This window comes from Pantoea eucrina, from assembly GCF_001691555.1.
Lineage (GTDB): Bacteria > Pseudomonadota > Gammaproteobacteria > Enterobacterales > Enterobacteriaceae > Pantoea > Pantoea borealis.
The window spans coordinates 984633-1005273 of the sequence record NZ_MAYN01000008.1 but is presented as its reverse complement, the minus strand read 5'-3'; the positions used below and the strand labels follow the sequence as shown (position 1 = coordinate 1005273).

22 protein-coding genes are annotated in these 20641 nt (G+C 53.9%); 9 read left to right on the top strand and 13 right to left on the bottom strand.

The window, feature by feature from the left end; genetic code table 11:
- Positions 1-63: 63 nt before the first annotated feature.
- Complete coding sequence (locus BBA90_RS10770) at positions 64-1443, top strand: MFS transporter (RefSeq protein WP_065649129.1); 1380 nt, start codon at positions 64-66, stop codon at positions 1441-1443.
- A gap of 63 nt (positions 1444-1506) precedes the next feature.
- Here BBA90_RS10770 and htpX read toward each other — a convergent pair whose 3' ends face one another.
- The 4 genes from htpX to BBA90_RS10750 form a co-directional block, all read right to left on the bottom strand.
- Positions 1507-2388, bottom strand: coding sequence for a protease HtpX (htpX, locus tag BBA90_RS10765; protein ID WP_065649128.1), 882 nt, complete (start codon positions 2386-2388; stop codon positions 1507-1509).
- A gap of 220 nt (positions 2389-2608) precedes the next feature.
- Positions 2609-4648, bottom strand: coding sequence for a carboxy terminal-processing peptidase (gene prc, locus BBA90_RS10760; RefSeq protein ID WP_065649127.1), 2040 nt, complete (start codon positions 4646-4648; stop codon positions 2609-2611).
- Positions 4649-4668: 20 nt separating this feature from the next.
- Positions 4669-5349 (bottom strand): RNA chaperone ProQ, encoded by a 681-nt coding sequence (proQ, locus tag BBA90_RS10755; RefSeq protein ID WP_065649126.1) that lies wholly within the window; start codon positions 5347-5349, stop codon positions 4669-4671.
- Positions 5350-5445: 96 nt separating this feature from the next.
- Positions 5446-5946 (bottom strand): GAF domain-containing protein, encoded by a 501-nt coding sequence (locus tag BBA90_RS10750; protein WP_065649125.1) that lies wholly within the window; start codon positions 5944-5946, stop codon positions 5446-5448.
- 217 nt (positions 5947-6163) lie between these two features.
- On the opposite strand from BBA90_RS10750, the gene yebS reads away from it, so the two are divergent.
- The 3 genes from yebS (at position 6164) to rsmF (ending at position 11510) form a co-directional block, all read left to right on the top strand.
- Positions 6164-7408, top strand: a complete 1245-nt coding sequence (gene yebS, locus BBA90_RS10745) for a membrane integrity lipid transport subunit YebS (protein WP_065649124.1) — start codon at positions 6164-6166, stop codon at positions 7406-7408.
- Complete coding sequence (locus tag BBA90_RS10740) at positions 7377-10010, top strand: PqiB family protein (protein ID WP_065649123.1); 2634 nt, start codon at positions 7377-7379, stop codon at positions 10008-10010. The genes yebS and BBA90_RS10740 overlap by 32 nt, the downstream gene beginning before the upstream one ends.
- Before the next feature lie 75 nt (positions 10011-10085).
- Positions 10086-11510 (top strand): 16S rRNA (cytosine(1407)-C(5))-methyltransferase RsmF, encoded by a 1425-nt coding sequence (gene rsmF, locus BBA90_RS10735; RefSeq protein ID WP_065649122.1) that lies wholly within the window; start codon positions 10086-10088, stop codon positions 11508-11510.
- Between the two features lie 197 nt (positions 11511-11707).
- Here rsmF and BBA90_RS19345 read toward each other — a convergent pair whose 3' ends face one another.
- From BBA90_RS19345 to BBA90_RS10730, 3 genes are all read right to left on the bottom strand, one after another.
- Positions 11708-11875: a hypothetical protein gene (locus BBA90_RS19345; RefSeq protein WP_167350674.1), complete on the bottom strand. Its 168-nt coding sequence runs from the start codon at positions 11873-11875 to the stop codon at positions 11708-11710.
- A gap of 171 nt (positions 11876-12046) precedes the next feature.
- Positions 12047-12184, bottom strand: a complete 138-nt coding sequence (locus tag BBA90_RS19340) for a hypothetical protein (protein WP_167350673.1) — start codon at positions 12182-12184, stop codon at positions 12047-12049.
- Positions 12185-12321: 137 nt separating this feature from the next.
- The gene (locus BBA90_RS10730) at positions 12322-12528 is read right to left on the bottom strand and encodes a hypothetical protein (protein ID WP_039384852.1); all 207 of its coding nucleotides are present in this window, start codon (positions 12526-12528) and stop codon (positions 12322-12324) included.
- A 199-nt stretch (positions 12529-12727) separates the two neighbouring features.
- Between BBA90_RS10730 and BBA90_RS19335 the strand changes: the two genes are divergently transcribed.
- A complete protein-coding gene (locus BBA90_RS19335; RefSeq protein WP_167350672.1) occupies positions 12728-12898 on the top strand; it encodes a hypothetical protein in 171 nt (56 codons plus the stop codon).
- A gap of 106 nt (positions 12899-13004) precedes the next feature.
- Here the strand turns inward: BBA90_RS19335 and BBA90_RS19545 are convergent, their stop codons facing one another.
- The 3 genes from BBA90_RS19545 to BBA90_RS10720 all read right to left on the bottom strand — a co-directional run bounded on the left by BBA90_RS19545 (position 13005) and on the right by BBA90_RS10720 (position 15286).
- On the bottom strand, positions 13005-13181 hold the full coding sequence (locus tag BBA90_RS19545) for a hypothetical protein (RefSeq protein WP_240484898.1): 177 nt from the start codon (positions 13179-13181) through the stop codon (positions 13005-13007).
- A gap of 669 nt (positions 13182-13850) precedes the next feature.
- Positions 13851-14741, bottom strand: coding sequence for a benzoate transporter (locus BBA90_RS10725; RefSeq protein WP_065649121.1), 891 nt, complete (start codon positions 14739-14741; stop codon positions 13851-13853).
- A gap of 272 nt (positions 14742-15013) precedes the next feature.
- Positions 15014-15286: a YrhK family protein gene (locus BBA90_RS10720; protein WP_065649120.1), complete on the bottom strand. Its 273-nt coding sequence runs from the start codon at positions 15284-15286 to the stop codon at positions 15014-15016.
- A gap of 137 nt (positions 15287-15423) precedes the next feature.
- Here BBA90_RS10720 and BBA90_RS10715 point away from each other — a divergent pair, with 137 nt between their 5' ends.
- Positions 15424-15807, top strand: coding sequence for a hypothetical protein (locus tag BBA90_RS10715; protein ID WP_065649119.1), 384 nt, complete (start codon positions 15424-15426; stop codon positions 15805-15807).
- Between the two features lie 463 nt (positions 15808-16270).
- Here BBA90_RS10715 and BBA90_RS10710 read toward each other — a convergent pair whose 3' ends face one another.
- Complete coding sequence (locus BBA90_RS10710) at positions 16271-16618, bottom strand: YebY family protein (RefSeq protein WP_065649118.1); 348 nt, start codon at positions 16616-16618, stop codon at positions 16271-16273.
- A 1-nt stretch (position 16619) separates the two neighbouring features.
- On the opposite strand from BBA90_RS10710, the gene BBA90_RS19330 reads away from it, so the two are divergent.
- From BBA90_RS19330 to exoX, 3 genes are read left to right on the top strand one after another with little or no spacing between them, the layout of a single operon-like run.
- A complete protein-coding gene (locus tag BBA90_RS19330; protein ID WP_167350671.1) occupies positions 16620-16772 on the top strand; it encodes a hypothetical protein in 153 nt (50 codons plus the stop codon).
- A gap of 37 nt (positions 16773-16809) precedes the next feature.
- Positions 16810-17040 carry a DNA polymerase III subunit theta gene (locus BBA90_RS10705; RefSeq protein ID WP_065650458.1) on the top strand — a complete coding sequence of 77 codons (231 nt, stop codon included), beginning with the start codon at positions 16810-16812 and terminating at the stop codon, positions 17038-17040.
- A gap of 3 nt (positions 17041-17043) precedes the next feature.
- Positions 17044-17712 (top strand): exodeoxyribonuclease X, encoded by a 669-nt coding sequence (gene exoX, locus BBA90_RS10700; protein WP_065649117.1) that lies wholly within the window; start codon positions 17044-17046, stop codon positions 17710-17712.
- On the opposite strand, the gene BBA90_RS10695 is transcribed toward exoX, so the two are convergent.
- Entirely contained in the window at positions 17706-19769 is a 2064-nt protein-coding gene (locus BBA90_RS10695) for a prolyl oligopeptidase family serine peptidase (RefSeq protein ID WP_065649116.1), read from the bottom strand. The genes exoX and BBA90_RS10695 overlap by 7 nt on opposite strands.
- Before the next feature lie 95 nt (positions 19770-19864).
- Positions 19865-20506, bottom strand: a complete 642-nt coding sequence (locus BBA90_RS10690) for a tellurite resistance TerB family protein (protein ID WP_065649115.1) — start codon at positions 20504-20506, stop codon at positions 19865-19867.
- Positions 20507-20641 lie beyond the last annotated feature (135 nt).

The window sequence follows — 20641 nt, the reverse complement described above, 5'->3', positions numbered from 1 at the left end:
CGATGCTTTCTGTCGCTGAATTGATTAGCATGATGATATTCACTTCCTTTACTTATCACTATTATGCCTTCAATTGCTCCTCAGGATGGACTTCCGCTGCCGCAGCGCTATGGCGCCATCATAACCATTGCGCTGGGTATTATGATGGCGGTGCTGGATGGTGCTATCGCTAACGTAGCGCTGCCAACAATTGCCCGCGATCTCAGCGCCAGCCCGGCTGAGTCAATCTGGATAGTCAACGCGTACCAGATCGCTATTGTGACCTCCCTGCTGTCGCTCTCCTTTCTGGGGGATATGCTGGGATACCGCCGTATCTATCAGGCCGGACTTATCCTGTTCATCGCAACGTCGCTGTTCTGTGCCCTCTCCTCCACGCTGACCACGCTGACTGTGGCGCGTGTGCTGCAGGGATTTGGCGGCGCCGCGCTGATGAGCGTTAACACCGCGCTGATCCGCATTATTTATCCGCAGCGCTTTCTCGGACGCGGTATGGCGATCAATTCCCTCATTGTTGCTGTTTCCAGCGCCGCCGGTCCCACAGTTGCCGCGGCTATTCTTGCCGTAGCCAGCTGGCAGTGGCTGTTTTTAATCAATATCCCGTTTGGGCTTGCGGCGCTCTGGCTGGCGCTGCGGTTCCTGCCCGATAATCCGCAAAAAGCGCGCCAGCAGAAATTTGATATTCCGAGCGCGGTGATGAACGCGCTGTTTTTCGGACTGCTTATCACCGCATTGAGCGGCTTTTCACAGGGGCAGCCCGCCAGTCTGATCGTGGCCGAACTGGCGGCGCTGCTCATTATCGGGATTGTCTTTGTGCGTCGTCAGCTGACCATGACGGTGCCATTGTTACCGGTTGATCTGCTGCGTCTGCCCCTGTTCTCGCTCTCCATTGGCACCTCTGTCTGCTCTTTCTGCGCGCAGATGCTGGCCATGGTTTCGCTGCCGTTTTATCTGCAGAATGTGCTTGGCCGGGATGAAGTGGCAACCGGTCTGCTGCTGACGCCGTGGCCGCTGGCAACAATGGTGATGGCGCCGGCTGCCGGACGTTTGATTGAGAAATATCACGCAGGCTTGCTGGGTGGGCTGGGACTGGCGCTGTTTGCCGCCGGGCTGTTTCTGCTGGCCATGCTTCCGGCGCAGCCTGCTGATGCGGATATTATCTGGCGTATGATGCTGTGCGGTGCCGGTTTTGGCCTGTTTCAGTCGCCTAATAATCACACTATTATCTCTTCCGCCCCGCGCAGCCGCAGCGGCGGAGCCAGCGGGATGCTGGGCACCGCGCGCCTGACAGGACAAAGCGCCGGTGCCGCACTGGTGGCTTTGATGTTCAACCTGTTCAGCGATAACGGCACGCACGCCTCTTTGATCCTTGCCGGAGGCTTTGCTTCCGTTGCCGCTGCGATAAGTCTGGTGCGGCTGACCCAGTCGCGTGCGCCAGCGGCCTGAGGCTCTTCGTGTGCCAATAAAAAAGGCATCACCGCAGTGATGCCTTTTTTCCGTCAGTCCGGGTTATTTCAGATACTGCCCGCTGCGCAGCGCTTCGATACGCTTATCAAGCGGCGGGTGAGACATAAACAGCTCACTGAACGACTTGTTTTTACCGTTGATGCAGAACGCCATCATACTGCCTGGCTCCTGTGGCTCGTAGCTGGTTTTCAGACGCTGCAGCGCGGCGATCATTTTCTCGCGGCCAACCAGCTTTGCCGACCCTGCATCAGCATGAAACTCACGGTGGCGTGAGAACCACATCGTAATAATGCTGGCGAGAATGCCAAAGAGCAGTTCCAGCACCGTTGCAACCGCAAAGTAGACCAGCGGATTACCGTTGCTGCTCTCTTCGCCATCGCGGTTACCGGACAGAAAGCCCGACGCAACCTGCGCAATAATGCGCGAGATAAAGATAACAAAGGTGTTCACAATGCCCTGAATCAGGGTCATGGTGACCATATCTCCGTTAGCGATATGCGCGATCTCGTGCGCCAGTACGGCTTCGGCTTCATCGCGGCTCATGTTCTGTAGCAGGCCGGTTGACACCGCGACCAGCGAGGCGTCGCGGCGGGCGCCGGTCGCAAAGGCATTAATATCGGGCGCGTGATAAATGGCCACCTGCGGCATCGCAATGCCAGCCTGCTGCGCCTGGCGACCCACGGTCTCCATCAGCCAGCGCTCGGTCTCATTGCGGGGCTGCGTAATTACCTCCCCGCCCACGGAGCGCAGCGCCATCCATTTGGACATCAGCAGTGAAACAAACGCACCGCCAAAGCCAAACAGACCCGCCATAATCATCAGGCCCTGAACACTGCTTGACTGGATTCCTGTCAGACTCAGAATGAGTCCGAATACCAACATCACCGCCAGGTTGGTGATCAGGAAAAGAGCAATACGCATCATAAATGTTATTCTTCCTCAGTTGTGCACGCGCTTGTACGCGGATATATATCCTATGTTCATTACGCGGCTTTTCAAGCGACCTTAATCTTTAAGTGCCTAAAAAAACAAAACTTTACATTCCACTCTGACGGTCATTTACAGACTGCTCAGACCACTTATTTAGCGAGTATAGTGCAAAAAAAAACACCGCCGTAGCGGTGTTTTGTGACCAGCTTCAGGATTACTTTGCCGGAGTGGCAGCAGGCTGAGAAGCCGCCAGCTGCGCCAGATCGTTGGCAATTTTTACCGTCTCGTCCAGATAAGGATCGGGCTCTTTATAATCCTTCGGCAGCGCTTCGAGATTTTTCAGCGGTTTTTTACCTTCCATCTGATAGCGCGCGTTAATACGCTCCAGGCGCAGCGCATCCTCTTCATGGCTCTCTTTTTCACGCTGAGCCAGGTTGAGCGACACGATGTTACGCTTGTCTTTCATCGCATTGAAACGCGCAATATCTTTCATGATGTACTGGAACTCGCGATCCTGCGCAATGCGATCGGCATGGGACTGCGTCAGCTTCGGCACCAGCGCGGTGATATCACCGGTTTTGGTATACGTCGCCGCATTGATGCTGTCCCACGGCAGCGCGTTATCTTCAAATTTTTCGCCGGTCTCTGCTGCTTCAACGCCGGTCGGCATCAGCAAATCAGGAGTGACACCTTTGCGCTGCGTACTGCCGCCGTTAATACGATAAAATTTCTGGATGGTATATTGTACCGACCCCAGCGCAGGCCATTCCGGACGCAGCATTTGATCGTAGATGCGGTTCAGAGAACGATACTGCTGTACGGTTCCCTTGCCAAAGGTTGGTTCGCCGACAATCAGCGCCCGGCCATAATCCTGCATTGCCGCAGCAAAAATTTCCGAGGCTGACGCACTGAACCGATCAACCAGTACCACCAGCGGACCTTTATAGTAAACAATGCCGTCGGTATCGCTGTCTTCACGCACCCGGCCATTGTTATCTCTGACCTGCACCACCGGGCCGCCCGGAATGAAGAGGCCGGAGAGTGACACGGCTTCAGTCAGTGCACCGCCGCCATTGGTCCGCAGGTCGATAACCACGCTGTCAACGTTTTGCTTTTGCAGTTTCTGCAGCTGTACTTTGACATCGTCAGTCAGACCAACATAGAAACCCGGAATATCCAGCACGCCGACTTTTTCTTTGCCAACGTTATGCACCGTGCCTTTTACCGCGCGATCTTCCAGACGGATTTTTTCACGCGTGAGCGTGACGGTCCGGGTTTTGGTGCCTTTACCGGCAGGCAGGATCTCAAGGCGCACTTTGCTGCCTTTTGGTCCCTTGATTTTTGAAACCACATCATCAAGACGCCAGCCGATGACGTCTTCAACGGGTTTACCCGGCTGACCTACCCCGACGATGCGATCGCCAACGGTAATCGATTTGCTTTTTGCCGCCGGACCGCCAGCAACCATAGAGTTGATAACCGTATAGTCATCATCCATCTGCAGCACGGCGCCAATCCCCTCAAGCGACAGGCTCATCTCAGTGTTGAACTGTTCAGTATTGCGCGGGGAGAGGTAGTTGGTGTGGGGGTCGATCTCATGAGCAAAGGCGGTCATTGCCAGCTGGAATACATCTTCGCTGTTGCTCTGAGCCAGGCGGCGGATGGCAAAGTTATAACGCTTAGTCAGCGTTTCACGGATCTCTTTGTCATCTTTGCCCGCCAGCTTCAGGCTGAGCTCATCATATTTCACTTTGGCATCCCAGAGCGCGTTCAGCTCTGCGGTGCTTTTTGGCCAGGGCGCCTTTGCGCGGTCAATATCAATGGAATCATTGCCGCTGAAATTCAGCGGACGATCCAGTACCGTTAGCGCGTATTGATAGCGCTCAAAACGGCGTTTTTGCGCCAGGTTATAAAGATCGTAAAACAGGTTCAGCTTACCGCTGCGCAGCTCATCGCCGAGCGTGGTTTTTTTATCCGCATATTGCGCAACGTCAGATGCCAGCAGCACATTATGGCTGTAATCCAGCAGATTCAGGTAGCGATCAAAAATTTTTGCTGAGAAGTCCTGATTCAGATCGAACTGGCGGTAGTGAGAGCGGGTAAAGCGCGATGTAACCCGCTCGCTGACGGTGGGATGCTGGGCTTCTTCGTGTAACTGCGGGATCTGGTCTGCACGCGTAATGTTATCTGCGGCAACGGACGGGCCTGCCAGCAGCAGGCCCGCGATCATACCGATCTTAAAAAAGCTGTTCATGCCAGGGTCGGGCCTCCGTTTCAGAACTGCAAGTGTTCTGCGCGCACAATCATTGCCAGGCCGGAAGCAAGCTGTACCCGAACGCCATCTTTAGTAATTTCAAGAATGGTAGCGTCCATAGCACTTTTGCCTGCTGTGACTTTAATAGTCTGACCTGGCTGCAAAGCTGAGGTGTCGGTAACGGGTTTTGCCCGCGGCGGACGTGGCGCGGCGTTGCGTTCTGCAGCACCGGTGCGTGGCGTCTGAGGGCGTGGCTTACGCGGCGCATCGCCTTCAGCCGCTTTACGCGGTGCTGGCTTACGCGGACGACGCTCTGCACTCTCTTCTCCCGCTTCGCGCTTTTTCGCCCGCTGCTGCTCACGCTGCGCCTGAACGCGTGCCTTTGCCTCTTCCAGCTGCTTACGCGCATGCTCTACGTGCTGCTCATCCAGCACGCCACAGGCGTTGCCATCAAGATCCACACGTGTTGCACCTGCTTTGATACCGTAAAGATAACGCCAGCTGGAGGTATAAAGACGCAGAGCTGAACGCAGCTGCGTTTTGCTCGGACTATTTTCGCCCTGAACGCGCTCGACCAGATCCTGAAAGATACCGATTTTGAGCGGACGCGCTTCACCTTCGGCGCTAAAGCAGTGCGGAAAACGTTCCGCCAGAAAGGCGATGACTTCTTTACTGCTATTCAACTTAGGTTGATTTTCCATGAAATTTCCTGATTACAACGGATTTGCCGACCAGAGAGGGCATGAACAGGCGACATTATAATGACAACATCGCCAAATGCCATGCAATCCAGACGATTAGCTATGCGACAGCGCAATAAATTTTTCGATGTTGCTGTTCGCCAGCACCTCACACAGCCCGTCGGCAAGGGCTACCAGCCCTGCTTCATCCTCACTATCAAAGCGGGAATGAAGTGTACTGTCGATATCAAGAACGCCTGCCAGAAGACCCTTCACTTTCAGAGGAATCACGATTTCTGCGTTGCTGGCGGCATCACAGGCGATATGGCCAGGGAACGCGTGCACATCATCCACGCGCTGGACACGCCCTTCTGCCATTGCCGTGCCGCAGACCCCTTTACCTACCGGAATGCGCACGCAGGCAATTTTGCCCTGGAACGGACCCAGTACCAGCGTATTCTCTTCCGTCAGCAGGTAAAAGCCTGCCCAGTTAACCCCTTCCAGACGCTCAAACAGCAGCGCACTGCAGTTAGCCAGCGCGGCCAGGAAAGAAGTTTCGCCCGCCAGCAGCGCCCGGGCATCACGATTTAGATCCTCGTAAAAGGCTTTTTTGTTCATTGATCAACCATAATTCATCACTGAGAGGTGTCAGTTTTCCCTCAGTCGTTAAAATAAGCACTAATAATCCAGCCCAACAAGGTGAATCATTGAATAAGTTGCTATACCCTTAGCACGCTATGATTGAGACTGATCTCGTACCACAAGATAGTGCAGGCTGCACGTTCTGTTCAGACTGCCGGCAACCGTAACGAATGATGGGCCACTCGCGTCACTTATGAAAATTCACGCTATCAGCCAGAGCTTGCCCCACGCACGTTATCAGCGTTGCCCCCAATGCGATACCCTTTTTTCCTTACCGGATGTGAAATCGCATCAAACTGCCTATTGCCCGCGCTGTCATGCCAAAATCCAGAACGGCCGCGACTGGTCAATGCGGCGTCTGACCGCAATGGCAGTCACAATGCTGGTGCTGATGCCTTTTGCTTTCAGCCTGCCGCTGGTTGAAATTCGTCTGCTTGGCATGCGCATTAACGCCAGTCTGCTGGAAGGCGTATTGCAGATGGCGCAACAGGGCAACGTGCTTACGGCCGCTATGGTCGCTTTTTGCACCATTGGTGCTCCGGTTACGCTGGTTGCCGGCATCAGCTACCTGTGGATCGGCAACCGGCTGGGCATGAATCTGCGCCCGGTGCTGCTGATGCTTGAGCGGCTAAAGGAGTGGGTGATGCTGGATATTTATCTGGTCGGCATTGGCGTAGCCTCGATCAAAGTTCAGGATTACGCCTCGCTGGCGCTGGGCTATGGACTGGCCGCTTACGTGGCCTTAACCGTACTGAGCCTGCTCACCATTATTCATCTTAACGTGGAAGAACTCTGGGAGCATTACTATCCGCAGGACACGCCCACTGCGCCGCCGGAGCGCTGGCAGGTCTGTCTGAACTGTCACCACACCGGGATGCCCGATGCGCGCGGCCGCTGTACGCGTTGTCATACGCCGCTTGATTTTCGCCGCCGCCACAGCCTGCAAAAGTCCTGGGCGGCATTAATCGCATCAATTGTCATGCTGATCCCCGCCAATCTGCTGCCAATTTCCGTGGTATTTGTAAACGGCTCGCGGCGCGAAGACACTATTTTTTCCGGTATTCTTGGGCTCGGCTCGGGCAATATCCCCATCGCGGCGGTGGTGTTTATCGCCAGTATTCTGGTGCCTTTCACAAAAGTACTGGTAATGCTGACGCTGCTGCTCAGCATTCACTTCAAATGTGAGCAGGGGCTGAAAACCCGCATCCGGCTGCTGCGCGTGGTGACCTGGGTAGGACGCTGGTCGATGCTGGATCTGTTTGTTATTGCTTTAACGATGTCGCTGGTCAATCGCGATCAGCTACTGGCTTTTACCATGGGACCTGCCGCGTTTTACTTCGGCGCAGCGGTAATCCTGACTATTATGGCTGTTGAGTGGCTGGATAGCCGCCTGATCTGGGATGCACATGCAACAGGAAACGCCGACTACACCGACTAGCGCAACCGTACGTAATAAACGTAAGTTGTCGCCATTCTGGCTTTTGCCCATTATCGCCCTGCTGATTGCCAGCTGGCTTTTGTGGACCAACTATCAGGAGCGCGGGACAACGATTACCATCAACTTCCAGACGGCAGACGGCATTGTGCCGGGCCGCACGCCGATTCGCTATCAGGGTGTGGAAGTCGGTACCGTGCAGGGCATTGAGCTGAGCGATGATTACCGCAGCATTCGCATCAAAGCGAGTATCAAAAGCGATATGCGTGATGCACTGCGTGAAAATACGCAATTCTGGCTGGTGACGCCAAAAGCTTCTCTCGCTGGCGTCTCCGGGCTGGATGCGCTCGTGGGCGGTAACTACATCGGTATGATGCCTGGCGATGGCAAAGAGCGCGACCATTTCACCGCGCTTGATACGCAGCCCAAATACCGGGTCAATACCGGCGAGCTGCTCATCCATCTGCATGCGCCTGACCTGGGTTCGCTTAATACCGGCTCGCTGGTCTACTACCGCAAGATTCCGGTGGGACACGTCTATGATTACAGCCTTAATGGCAATACCGATGGCGTCACGATTGATGTGCTGATTGAGCGGCGTTTTATCAACCTGATCAAAAAGCAGAGCCGCTTCTGGAACGTTTCCGGTATTGATGCCGATGTCAGCCTGAGCGGTGCAAAAGTGAAGCTTGAGAGCCTGGCCGCGCTGGTGAACGGCGCTATCGCCTTTGATTCCCCGGAAAAAGGCGACCCGGCTGAGAGCGAGCAGAACTATCAGCTCTATCCGGATCTTGCACACAGCCAGCGCGGCGTGCTGATTAATCTTGAACTGCCTGATGGTAACAACCTTAAAGCCAACAGTACGCCTTTGATTTATCAGGGGCTGGAAGTAGGCACACTGACCAAACTTACGCTGTTGCCTGGTGGTAAAGTTTCGGGGGAACTGACCATTGATCCGTCAGTTACCGGCCTGATGCGCAGCGGTACACGTATTGAGATGCGCGCACCGAAACTCAGCCTCACTGACACCAGCCTGAGCAGCCTGCTCACCGGTAACACGCTGGAGCTAGTGCCCGGCGACGGCGAGCCGCAGGACCATTTCAGCGTGCTGCCCGCCAGTGAAACGCTGCTGCAGAAACCGGATGTCCTGACCGTACAGCTCAGCGCGCCGGAAACCTACGGTATTGATGCCGGCCAGCCGGTCGTGATCTATGGCATGAAGATTGGTCAGGTGATCTCACGCAAACTGGATGAAAACGGCATCAATTTTGTCGTTGCGATTAACCCTGAATATCGCCAGCTGGTGCACGCTGACAGTAAGTTTATTGTCAACAGCCGCCTGAACGTGAAATTTGGCCTCGACGGCATGCAGGTGCTGGGCGCCAGCGCACGTGAATGGGTGGATGGCGGTATTCGACTCGATCCCGGCGCTAAAGGTAAAGCCTCCAGCCGCTATCCGCTCTATGCAGACGCCGAGCGGGCGGCGGAAGGGATCACCGGCGACCAGCCGCCAGCCACCCTTACGCTGACGGCAACCAGCCTGCCAGATGTCCAGGCGGGTTCGGTGGTGCTCTACCGCAAGTTTGAAGTCGGTGAAGTGGTCGATGTGGTGCCGCGTGCAGACGCGTTTGATATCTCAGTGCATATTCAGCCGCAGTATCGCAAGCTGCTGACCAGCGAAAGCGTATTCTGGGCTGAAGGCGGTGCCAAAGTGCAGCTTAACGGTAGCGGTCTGACCGTACAGGCGTCGCCAATTAACCGGGCGCTGAAAGGAGCAATCAGTTTTGACAATCTGACCGGTGCGCAGGCGAAAAAAGGCGTTAAGCGCGTGCTGTACGCGTCAGAAACCGCAGCGCGCGCCGTGGGCAGCCAGATTACCCTGCACACTTATGACGGCAGCAAACTGGCGGCAGGCATGCCGGTTCGCTATCTCGGTATCAATGTCGGTCAGGTAGAATCGCTGGCGCTGAGTCAGGATAACAATCAGGTGGTCGCCAAAGCTGTGCTCTATCCGGAATATGTGCAGGACTTTGCCCGCACGGGCAGCCGTTTCTCAGTGGTATCGCCGGAAATTTCTGCAGCAGGCGTCAACCATCTGGAGACAATTCTGCAGCCTTATGTGAACGTTGATCCCGGCAAAGGTGCGATGGCGCGCAGCTTTGAACTGCAGGAAAGCACGATCACTGACTCACGTTACCTGAACGGCCTGAACATTTATGTCGATGCCGCCGAGGCAGGCTCGCTCTCGCTGGGCACGCCGGTGCTGTTCCGTGGCGTTGAGGTCGGTACGGTCACCGGCACCTCGCTGGGTAATATGGCCGATCGGGTGCAGATTGCGCTGCGCATCAGTAAAAAATATCAGCACCTGGTGCGGAATAATTCGGTGTTCTGGCTGGCATCCGGCTATAACCTCGATTTTGGCCTGATTGGCGGCGTGGTGAAAACCGGCACCTTCCAGCAGTTTATTCGCGGTGGCATTCAGTTCGCTACTCCGCCTACCGTACCGCTGGCACCGCAGGCAGGCGCCAACAAGCACTTCCTGCTGCAGGATGAGGCGCCGAAAGCGTGGCGTGAATGGGGTACGGCAATCCCGGCCCCCCGTTAACCAACCGGGCAGCCAGCAGGCTGCCCGTTCTCTTTGCGCGTGTTACACTGCGCGCATCATTTTTTAGCGCGGTAAATTGTTGTGTCCAGTCGTTTTCCTGAAGAGTTCATCACCCTCATGCGTGCCAGTCTCACCGACGAAGCTGAACTGCAACGCTTTCTCGCCATCAGCCAGCAGCCGCTGCGCAAAAGCCTGCGTGTTAACACGCTGAAAATCAGCGTGGCTGATTTTCTCGCCCGCACGGCACATTACGGCTGGCGTCTGACGCCGGTACCCTGGTGCGCAGAAGGATTCTGGATCGAGCGCGATGATGAGAGCCTGCCGCTTGGCAGCGTAGCGGAACATCTCAGCGGTCTGTTCTACATTCAGGAAGCGAGTTCTATGCTGCCGGTTACGGCGCTGTTTGCTGCCGCGCCGGAAGCACAGCAGGTCATGGATATGGCGGCCGCACCGGGGTCCAAAACCACGCAACTGGCGGCGCTGATGCATAATCGCGGCGCGATCCTTGCCAATGAATACTCCGCCAGCCGGGTCAAAGTGCTGCATGCCAATATCAGCCGCTGCGGCGTCAGCAACGTGGCGCTGACGCATTTCGATGGCCGGGTGTTTGGCGCAGCGCTGCCGGAACAATTTGACGCCATCCTGCTCGATGCCCCCTGTTCTGGTGAAGGCGTCGTGCGTAAAGATGCAGATGCACTGCGCAACTGGACGCTGGCCAGCACAGAGGCGATTGCGGCTACCCAGCGCGATCTCATCGACAGCGCTTTTCACGCGCTCAGGCCCGGCGGCGTGCTGATCTACTCAACCTGTACCCTCAACACAATCGAGAATCAGCAGGTAATAGCCTGGTTACTGGCACGCTATCCTGACGCCACAGAGATCCTGCCGCTGCAGGATTTGTTTGCCGGCGCAGAGGCGGCCCTGACGCCGGAAGGCTATCTGCACGTCTTTCCGCACTGCTTTGACAGCGAAGGATTCTTTGTTGCGCGTCTGCGTAAAACCGCCAGCGTGCCGGCCCTGCCGGCGCCAGGCTATAAACTCGGCAAGCTGCCGTTTACACCCGCCAGCCGTAAATTCAGCGCAGAGGTGATGCAGGCAGCCGCTAAGGTGGGCCTGCAGTGGGATGAGAACCTGACACTCTGGCAGCGGGACAAAGAGCTGTGGCTGTTTCCGGCCAGCGCAGAGCAGTGGCTGAATAAGGTGCGTTTTTCACGCATCGGCCTGAAACTGGCTGAAACCTTTCCCAAAGGCTACCGCTGGCAGCACGAAGCGGTCATGGCGCTGGTGCAGCCTGACGAAGCGCTAACGTTTGCGCTGAATGAAACAGAGGCGGAGAGCTGGTATCGCGGGCAGGATATTCATCCGGAGACGCTACCTGCCCGGGATGAGGTGATCGTCACCTGGCAGCAGCAGCCGCTTGGGCTGGCTAAAAAAGTGGGCAACCGCATTAAAAACAGCTATCCGCGCGAGCTGGTACGTGACGGCCGGCTATTTCGTTAGCAGGCTGCGGCTCATATTCTGATGGTTTAACGTCAGTTTACCCCAACCGGCATAGTGTAATGCCGGTATGGCGTTGCCCGTGGAGAGCACAGCATGAAAGGCCGTAAGCAGTTTATCATGGTGTTGATTGTGCTGGTGGCCGGCAGCCTGTTGCTGCTGGAGTCGCTGGCCCGGCTGGTGCATCTGCTGATAGTGGGTTAACGGGTGATCAGAAATATGGCCAGCATAAAAAATGCCCAGAGACCGGTAAAGGTCATCATACCCAGCCGGCGGGTTTTCGCCTGTCCGACAATGGCGCCAATAAACAGGCTGAGAATCGTTAGCGTCCCTGTCATCACCCAGAGTAAATAGTGTGTATCTACCATTACTAATTTGTCCTGAAATATAAAAAGCCAGATGCATTTTATATCATTTCAGGCTGTATGGCGCGGCTTTACTCTTTACGGATAAGCAGTCCAGCCTATTGACCCTATTCATAAAAAACCCCGTGCAGCGCCAGGCCAGACGGGGTCAACTGAGTGGTAAATGTATCCCGATTAAATTCTGCGCGTATCACCCGCAGGAATGGCGTCATCGTTGGGCACTGCGCCATCATCCATGGGCAAATCCTCATCTGCACCGGGTGCCTGTCCATCATCGGGGATAGGCTGAAGATCATCTGGACGTTCTGACATATTTACCTCCTGACCCTGGGTTGGGTATTTTCAGTATAGGCTTACCTGTCTGACGTACTGCGGCGGCCTGAGGGATATGTGCGCCAGCCGCAGAAAAAAAGATAAATGTCACACCCTGCTTATTTGGCGTCTACGCGTTATTTCCCTTTATCTTCCCAGGGATCTTTCTTTTCATCTTCACTGCTATCACGCGTACGGGGAATTTCGCCATGCTCGTCTGGTGCGTCCTGAACCGGATGATCGTCCTCTTCATACGCGTTTCCGGCAGAGGGTGCCGCTTCAGGCAATCCTTTGGCTACATCACCCTCATGTTTGCGCTCTTCATTACTGTTATGTTTGAACATGCTTGCCTCCTGTCATTAAGAACCTAAGTATAGGCAACAGAAGCGATGACGCCATGCACGGCAACGCCTGAGACAAGAAATCCGGGCCTGAGCGGTTTTACCGGTCAGTGAAATTAAGCCAGGCGCTAACGACAGATTGCATTTTATCAGCCAGAGTTAATGTGCAACGCCAGGTTGCTGTTAATCAGGGAGTGTATGAATGAAGCTGTTTTTTAGTGGCATGATTATCTCTGCCAGCCTGCTGATGCTGGCAGGTTGTCAGCAACCGGAACGTCCGATTGGTCCTGATGGCCGCCCCGCTCCGCCGATGGAGCATCCGGTGCCCGGGGGACCGATGAGTAAGGGCCCGGCAGGACAGCCTGAGGCCTGAACGCCTGCCCGGCACTGGATTATTTTGTAGTCTTGATTGGGCTTACCGCAGTACACCAGCATAAAAAAGGCCACCCGAAGGTGGCCTTTTGCATGACAGAGATCCGTTATCTGTGAAGCACTTCGTTATTCATTTTAAGCTTAGCTAACGTGTTCATCGCCGCCGGGTTAAGGGCAATCATCGCTGTTTTACAGAATATGCACTTAGCACCCGCCGGATTCTTCTCAGAAACGTCAAAGGCGGATTTACGATACTGCGAGCCCAGGCAGTGAGGGCAACGCATAGAGATTGAAACTGAAATAATTTTTATATCCTTTAGTTTAAAACGGCCTTTTGCGGCCTGTCTGTTTGTTATTGAGGATGCAGCGTTGTTTTTTACAAAACTCACCCTTTGCTATAACAATATAGTACAAAAAAAGAGTTTTGCTGCATTTTTAAGAGCAAACAGACCTAAAATCGGGTAGCGGGAGCAATGCTATTCAGCATACACGCTAAACAAAACTCACTTTATTCTCTGAACTTAATCAGTTAGCGGCTTGCTAAGATAACCGGCGCAATGCTGAATTCAGACAAAACGCACAGTCATTACGCTGCTTTAAAATAATCACCCACAATGATTAAATTTGACGAACTGTGATATCCGTCCTTGACTTCATCTGTACATATCCAGGAGGGCGAACCATGACTGAGCTACTGCACATTATTTCTGTTGGCACACTCGTTGCGGGTATTTATCTGCTGGAGTGAGAGTCTTGCCGGCTGCTGACTGCACTTTTCAGTCAGCAGCCAGTAAAGGAAAGGCCCTGCCAAAGCAGAGCCCTGAATTGGTGCGCCTGTTGATCGTCAGTGATTAACAAACAGTCCGTCGTTAGATGCGGCGCATTGAGATAGTACGCTTTAAGCATAGCCTGTTTACCTCAGTTCGCAAGTTTCCAGGCTTTTTCATTTTGCGTCAGACAGGCTTTATATAATCCATAAACCGCTTCTGGTTCAGCACTAACCATTCAGGCATGTAAGCTGAAGTTACTGGCCTGACAACCATTTTTCGTGAGCGATTCCAGATATCAACGTTTTGCTCAACACAGCGTCGTATATGGTCCGGGTTATTGAACTCCGGAACATTATGCTCGGTATGCGAAATAGTAGACATCTTTTCACTGATGCGTTCATCAGTCATGACCCAGGAAAAGTGCCAGCCTGCATCACTCACTGTACGTGTAAAAATTTTAAGCAGCTGCCAGCGCCACCAGCTATCACGAACAGGTGTTCCTTTACGCTTTACATTACGCAGCATGTCTGGCTGGCTACGAAAAAAACCTTTCAGGTTTTTCAGCGTTGTCATTTTGGGAAGTGTACAGAGGCGCGGAGAGCCATCCTCATTCAGTACCTGCACATTAAATTTATAGTTGTAAAAATTTTGATGAAGCACAGTACAAAGATGCCGATGGCTGAAGCACTGCAATGCAGAAGGACGTGGTATTTCATCGACATCTGACACCATAATTATGTCCTGATTGTCGGCTTCAGTTAATCCTTTCATAATGGCGTTACGTGCAGTAGTTTCGTTCTCCCACGGATCGGAAGTGCCAGCTTCTACGAATGAGCCATTCGAATGGAAACTTTGATGATGGATTTTTGGAACCGCATCATTGACAACATAAATTATTTTATCTTTGAATCGGCTAAATTTTTCTATATTAAAATGAAGCTTTTCTCTCCGAACACCCGTAAAGGTATACAACGACTCTACTATCACAAATTTATCAACATAGTCATAAAGAGTGTTAAGTCTTAACTCCAGCAGCATATCTTCGTCATAGTATAAAAAGCAGTCATATATCATAAATGTAAACCTGGGTTTATTTTTTTAACACGTTTAGTAAAAGCAGGGAAATCAGAATAGCCTAAAGCTAATTTGGGGCAAAAGAAAATCTACCCTGTCTATCGGAGATACAGAGCATACAGAAGTACTTTTGCCTTTGATAGTTTACTTTACCGCCTGAACCGCTGCTGCACACCGGATGGGAACGCACGCACTGTGCGCTTATTACACCAGCAGAGACAAAGCAGGCAGGCACCCCGTGGATGGGGGGGCGGGGCTAACGATAATGTTATTTAGTTCCGCTGCCTGTTATAAGACCTTTTCACGTGTATTAGCTCAGCAAGCGTTATCACCGGGCGCAGAAGCAACTGAAGGCTGCCGGCCACAAAAAGCCAGGTGCCATCTGTCATAAGTGAATCGTAAAAGAAAAAGATGCTGCCAATCAGAAACCATACTGCAATTAAGGCATCATTTATGGCGCCAAGGGCGCGGTATCTGCGCTCTATGACAATCTGCTCAGCGCCAAGATGTATTACTGCCTTATTTTTTTGGTTTGAGTTATCCATACTCACGCTGGATTGCCCTCCATGATTCTATTTTCACGTTAGTTATGAGGTGCTGGCTTTGATTTTATACCCTGTGGGCACTCAATACAGCGCGAATCGTCAGGGATAAGCATAGTGCAGAATAATGAGTTACAGCGATGAGAAGCACACAAGCTGATGATAGCGGCCGCGTTATGCTCGCTGCTCATGCATGTTTTCAGAGAGGCTGTCGCGGAAGAAGTGAAGATGTGCTGAAGCGGAACCGGCTGAATCAACGCGTATGCCTGTCCCTGCGGTTAAGGATAACGCCTGAAAGCTTCCCTGCTCTGAAAGCTATCGCACTTCACATAGGGGCGTGGCTGGCGAACGCTGACCGGCCGGAGAAGAGAGGATATTTCCAGAATGACTTTCAGCGAAGTCAGGTAAATCACCTTTTCGTCATTCAGAGTAAAACAGGACATATACTGGCCCTGCCCTTATTGCTGCCACCGGAAGCAGCCAGTGTCAGCCTGGCTGATATCACTGAAAAAGACCGTGAATAACGCGTCTGACAACAGCGTTTACTCTTCAGCCCGCCGGGGTTGAAGAAAGCCGGATGCTTATTTCCGGATGCCATCCAGGCGCATAGACAGAAGCAGAACATGTTGAGGGTCAAAAATATCTGGATTCACGTGGGCAGGAATATGTGATGATTTAAGCCGGATATAAAGATTTCGGACAAATTTCGGACATTTTCGTACGAACCTGAAAATAACCTTTAAAAACAATGAATTAAAAAAAGACCCAATACGATTCCTGTATCGGGTCCAGGGAAATGGCTCGTAGTGAGCCGTGCGCTAAAAGTTGGCATTTTTGCAGGCGAGGTGCCTTGCCATTTAAAGGTAGTTCAACGGCGAACATTGTCCAGCAAGCTGCCTGACGTGAGCCGGAAAGCTGCCAACTCTGTGATCGCGCTGGCACTACCAGACGCACGCAACGCTTTTGAGCTGCAGCGTCAGCCCTCTTTTAATTAGCGCACAGCTGCTGCGCACGATCGATAATCGGCTGTAGTGACATTTTGCTGCCAGGGTGCGCTTTATCATCTGCCAGAATAGTACTAATCGACTGCAGCGTGCCCTGCCCGGCATCGGCGCGCGCCAGCGCTTTTTCATTCAGCGGGTACTGCAGCAGCGTGCTGGGATTGATAGCAAACAGCGCGCCATCTTTTTCACAGGTCAGCATGACTTCTTCACGCGTGAAAGGCCACTTTGCCTTACCGATTTCAAAACGACTGACCGTAATAATTTCACCCGCCAGCGCCTGGCTGCAGAGCGCCAGCAGCATGCAGGCTGGGATCACTTTTTTCAGCAAAATATTGACCTCATTTCATCTTTACTGGCACGGCAGACTAACGGACTACCCGGCGGGTTTTCCGGCGCTGCCGCTGATGTGGCAGCAGGATACGCCGCCGGATTCAGCGTGTCGAGACCTGCAGTGCGATCCGGTTGCCCTTGATCCTGCTGCATGAAACTATTATTTTTGCCGCTGATTATCAGGAGAAAAGCATGCGTTATAATCTTGCACAGCTGTCGCAGGAAGAGAAAGACAAAGTCAACGTTGAGCTGGCGGCAGCGGGCGTCGCGTTTAAAGAGCGCTACAATATGCCGGTCGTGGCGGAGATGGTTGAGCGCGAGCAGCCGGAAGCGATGCGCGACTGGTTCCGCCAGCGCCTGATGCACTATCGTCAGGCTTCGCTCAGCCTTTCCCGCCTGCCCTACGAACCTAAGCAGAAATAATTTATGTTACGCGTGATAGATACAGAAACCTGCGGCCTGCAGGGCGGCGTGGTTGAAGTCGCCTCAGTGGATGTCATTGACGGGCAGATTGTTAATCCGATGAGCGATCTGGTCTGTCCGGATCGCCCTATCAGCCGGCAGGCAATGATGGTGCACCGCATTACTGAAGCCATGGTGGCAGATAAACCTCCGATAGAAGCGATCATCAGCCGCTATCACGGCAGTCCGCACTATGTGGCGCATAACGCCAGCTTTGACCGCCGCATGCTGCCCGCCATGCCCGGCGAATGGATCTGCACCATGACGCTGGCGCGCAAACTGTGGCCCGGTATTAAGTATGGTAATCAGGCGCTGCGGCACAGCCTGAAACTTGAGGTGACGCCGCCTGCTGACCTGCATGCACACCGCGCACTTTATGACTGCTATGTCACCGCCGCACTGCTGATCCGTATTATGGAGATTTCCGGCTGGAGTCCGGCAGAGATGGTCAGCCGCACCGAACCGGTTGCGGTGTCCGGCGATCTCTTCCCGTTTGGTAAATACCGCGGGCAGAGTATCAGCGCGATTGCACGCCGCGATCCGGGCTATCTGCGCTGGGTACTGGAAAATGTACGCGACCTGCGCCCGCCGCTGCGGCAGGCGCTGCGCAAATATGTCAAAGACGATCAGTAATCAATCCGATCCGGCAGGCTGCCCTGCGCCAGCGCAATCAGGAACGTAAACTCCTGCGCAACACCCTCATAGGATTTAAAGCGTCCTGATTTACCGCCGTGGCCGGAGTCCATGTCGGTACAGAGCAGTAACAGCGTGTCGCTGGTTTTATGTTCGCGCAGTTTTGCTACCCATTTGGCAGGTTCCCAGTACTGCACCTGCGAGTCGTGCAGTCCGGTAGTGACCAGCAGATGCGGATACGCCTGCGCGGTCACATTATCGTACGGACTGTAACGACTGATATAGTGATAAGCGTCGGGCTGTTCCGGGTTACCCCACTCATCATACTCACCGGTGGTTAACGGAATGGTCGGATCCAGCATGGTGGTCACCACATCCACAAACGGCACCTGCGCCACCACGCCATGGAACAGATCCGGCGCCATATTGACAACCGCGCCCATCAGCAGCCCGCCAGCGCTACCGCCCATGGCATAGAGCCGCTGCGGGTCACCATAGCCTTTGGCCACCAGCCCCTGCGTCACATCGATAAAATCAGTGAAGCTGTTCATCTTATGCATCAGACGACCACTGTCATACCACTGCTGCCCCAGCTCGCCTCCTCCACGTACGTGCACAATGGCATAGATAAAACCGCGCTGCAGCAGGCTGACGCGACTGGCACTGAAACCCGCTTCCATCGTGCTGCCGTAGGCGCCATAGCCATAGACCAGCAGCGGATTTTTACCGCGCTGGAAATAGTTACGGTGATAAACCAGCGATACCGGCACTTCGGTGCCGTCGCGCGTTTTGATCCACTGGTGCTCACTTTTATACTCATCCGGATCAAATCCCGGTATCGGCGTCTGTTTGAGGATCCGCCGCTCTCCGGTCTCCATATTCAGCTCAAACAGCGTATCGGGAGTGGTCATCGAGGAGTAACCGTAGCGCAGCGTATCGCTCTCCGGCGTGGGATTAAACGCCAGCCAGGTCACATAGGCGGGATCGTCAAACGCGATACCATAGCTCTCGCCGCTGGCCCGGTTGATCTGCCGCAACGTGCTGACGCCGCGCTGACGCTCTTCCACCACCAGCCAGCTGCGAAACAGCTGGAAGTCTTCCAGCACCACATGCTCGCGGGCAGGGATGAGGGTTTCCCAGCGCTGCTCCGCCAGCCAGGCGCTGCGATAGAGACCGAAGTTTTTGCCGTCGCGGTTTGAGCGGATATAAAAATTGTGATTGTAGTGATCGATGCTGTACTCGTGATCGCGCCGGCGCGGGCAGAACACCTGGGGCTGCGCATCAGGATATTCTGCATCCAGCAGCAGGATCTCACTGGTGGTGGTACTGAACAGCGCAATAAGAATAAAGTGCTCTGACGTGGTTTTATGTACGCTGAGATGGAAGCTTTCATCCTTCTCTTCATACACCAGCTGGTCGTCACTCTGCGGATGGCCCAGTTCATGGCGCCATATCTGGTAAGCCAGCAGCGTTTTGGGATGTTTGCGCACATAGTAAAGCGTACGCGAGTCGTTTGCCCACGCGACGCTGGATGACGCGTTATGCAGTACTTCAGGATACCAGCTGCCGCTCTGCAGATTACGAAAGCGAATACCATACTGGCGGCGCGATAAAAAATCTTCTGCCAGCGCCATAACCTGATTATCAGGGCTGATATCCAGCGATCCCATGGTGTAAAAGTCACTGTGCGCGGCGCGCATGTTACCGTCAAGCAGCAGCTGCCAGGCTGCCTCCGCTCCGCTTTCAACCGGCTGACGATAGAAGGCTGCATATTCGTTGCCGGCTTCATAGCGGCGCTGATAGCGAAAGCCATTTTTCGTATAAGGCACGGAGTAATCCTGGCCCGGAATACGATCAACAATCTCTTTCAGCACCTTATCCTGCAGTGCATTTTGAGACGCCATCATTGCCCTGCCGTAGCGGTTCTCCTCCTGCAGATAGGACAGCACACTGGGGTCTTCACGATCGTCATCGCGCAGCCAGAAATAATCATCAGTGCGTGTTTCGCCATGCAACGTCATGACATGTGGAATTTTTTTTGCCTGCGGCTGTTTCATAACGCGGTTTCTCCCTGAGAAATCGTTTTATGCAAGCGTGGCACCAATCAGGCGGGAATGCCAGAGCTGGCGCAGACGCAGCGGTATTAAGCCTGTCAGCCAGCAGATTCTGCAGCGATATCCCGCTGCACCCCGTCACGCACATCCTGCGGAATAGCCAGCGCATCACCCAGCGCGGCGAGATAGCTGCGCTCCATAAAATGGTCAACATCAATAGCAGCGCAGCTGAGCACGTAGAGTTCCAGCGCCTCCTCTTCATTTTTTACCCCGGCCGCGAGCCACTGTGGATCGAGCGGGCGCGCGATTGCCTGCTTAATCACCCGCTCTGCCTGCTCGCCGTAGCCCGCCTGCTGAATATTTTTCTCGATCGCAGCCTGTTCAGCCTCATCGATATGGCCATCGCTTTTCGCGGCAAATACCAGCGCAGTAATAAGTCGCTCTGCACGCTGGTCAGGCGGCGTCTGCTGCCCGCCAGTGCCGGATGCAGGCTGATACACGGTGCGAATACGATCTTTATATTTATTCCATAACAGCGCACCGGCCGCCGCACCGCCGCCCAGCAGCAGCGCCTTGCCGCCAAATTTGGTCAGCAGCTTACGTGACGATTTGCTGCCCGCCAGCAGGCCTGCCAGCCCGCCCAGCGCCCCGGGTCCCAGGAGGTCACCCAGCCCGGACGCTTTTCTGTCGCCCTCTTTTTTTGCCAGAACCGTCTGAAGCTGCTGCAGCCACTGATTCATTGTTTAACTCCCGTTTAAGTTAGTCCGTTTTATCCTGGCGCAACCTGCGTCAGAAAATGTCAGAGCGGGCAAAGTACGGAAAATCTTTACGAACGCGAAACGTGAGGACGCAAACGTTTTCGTATATACTGCTGG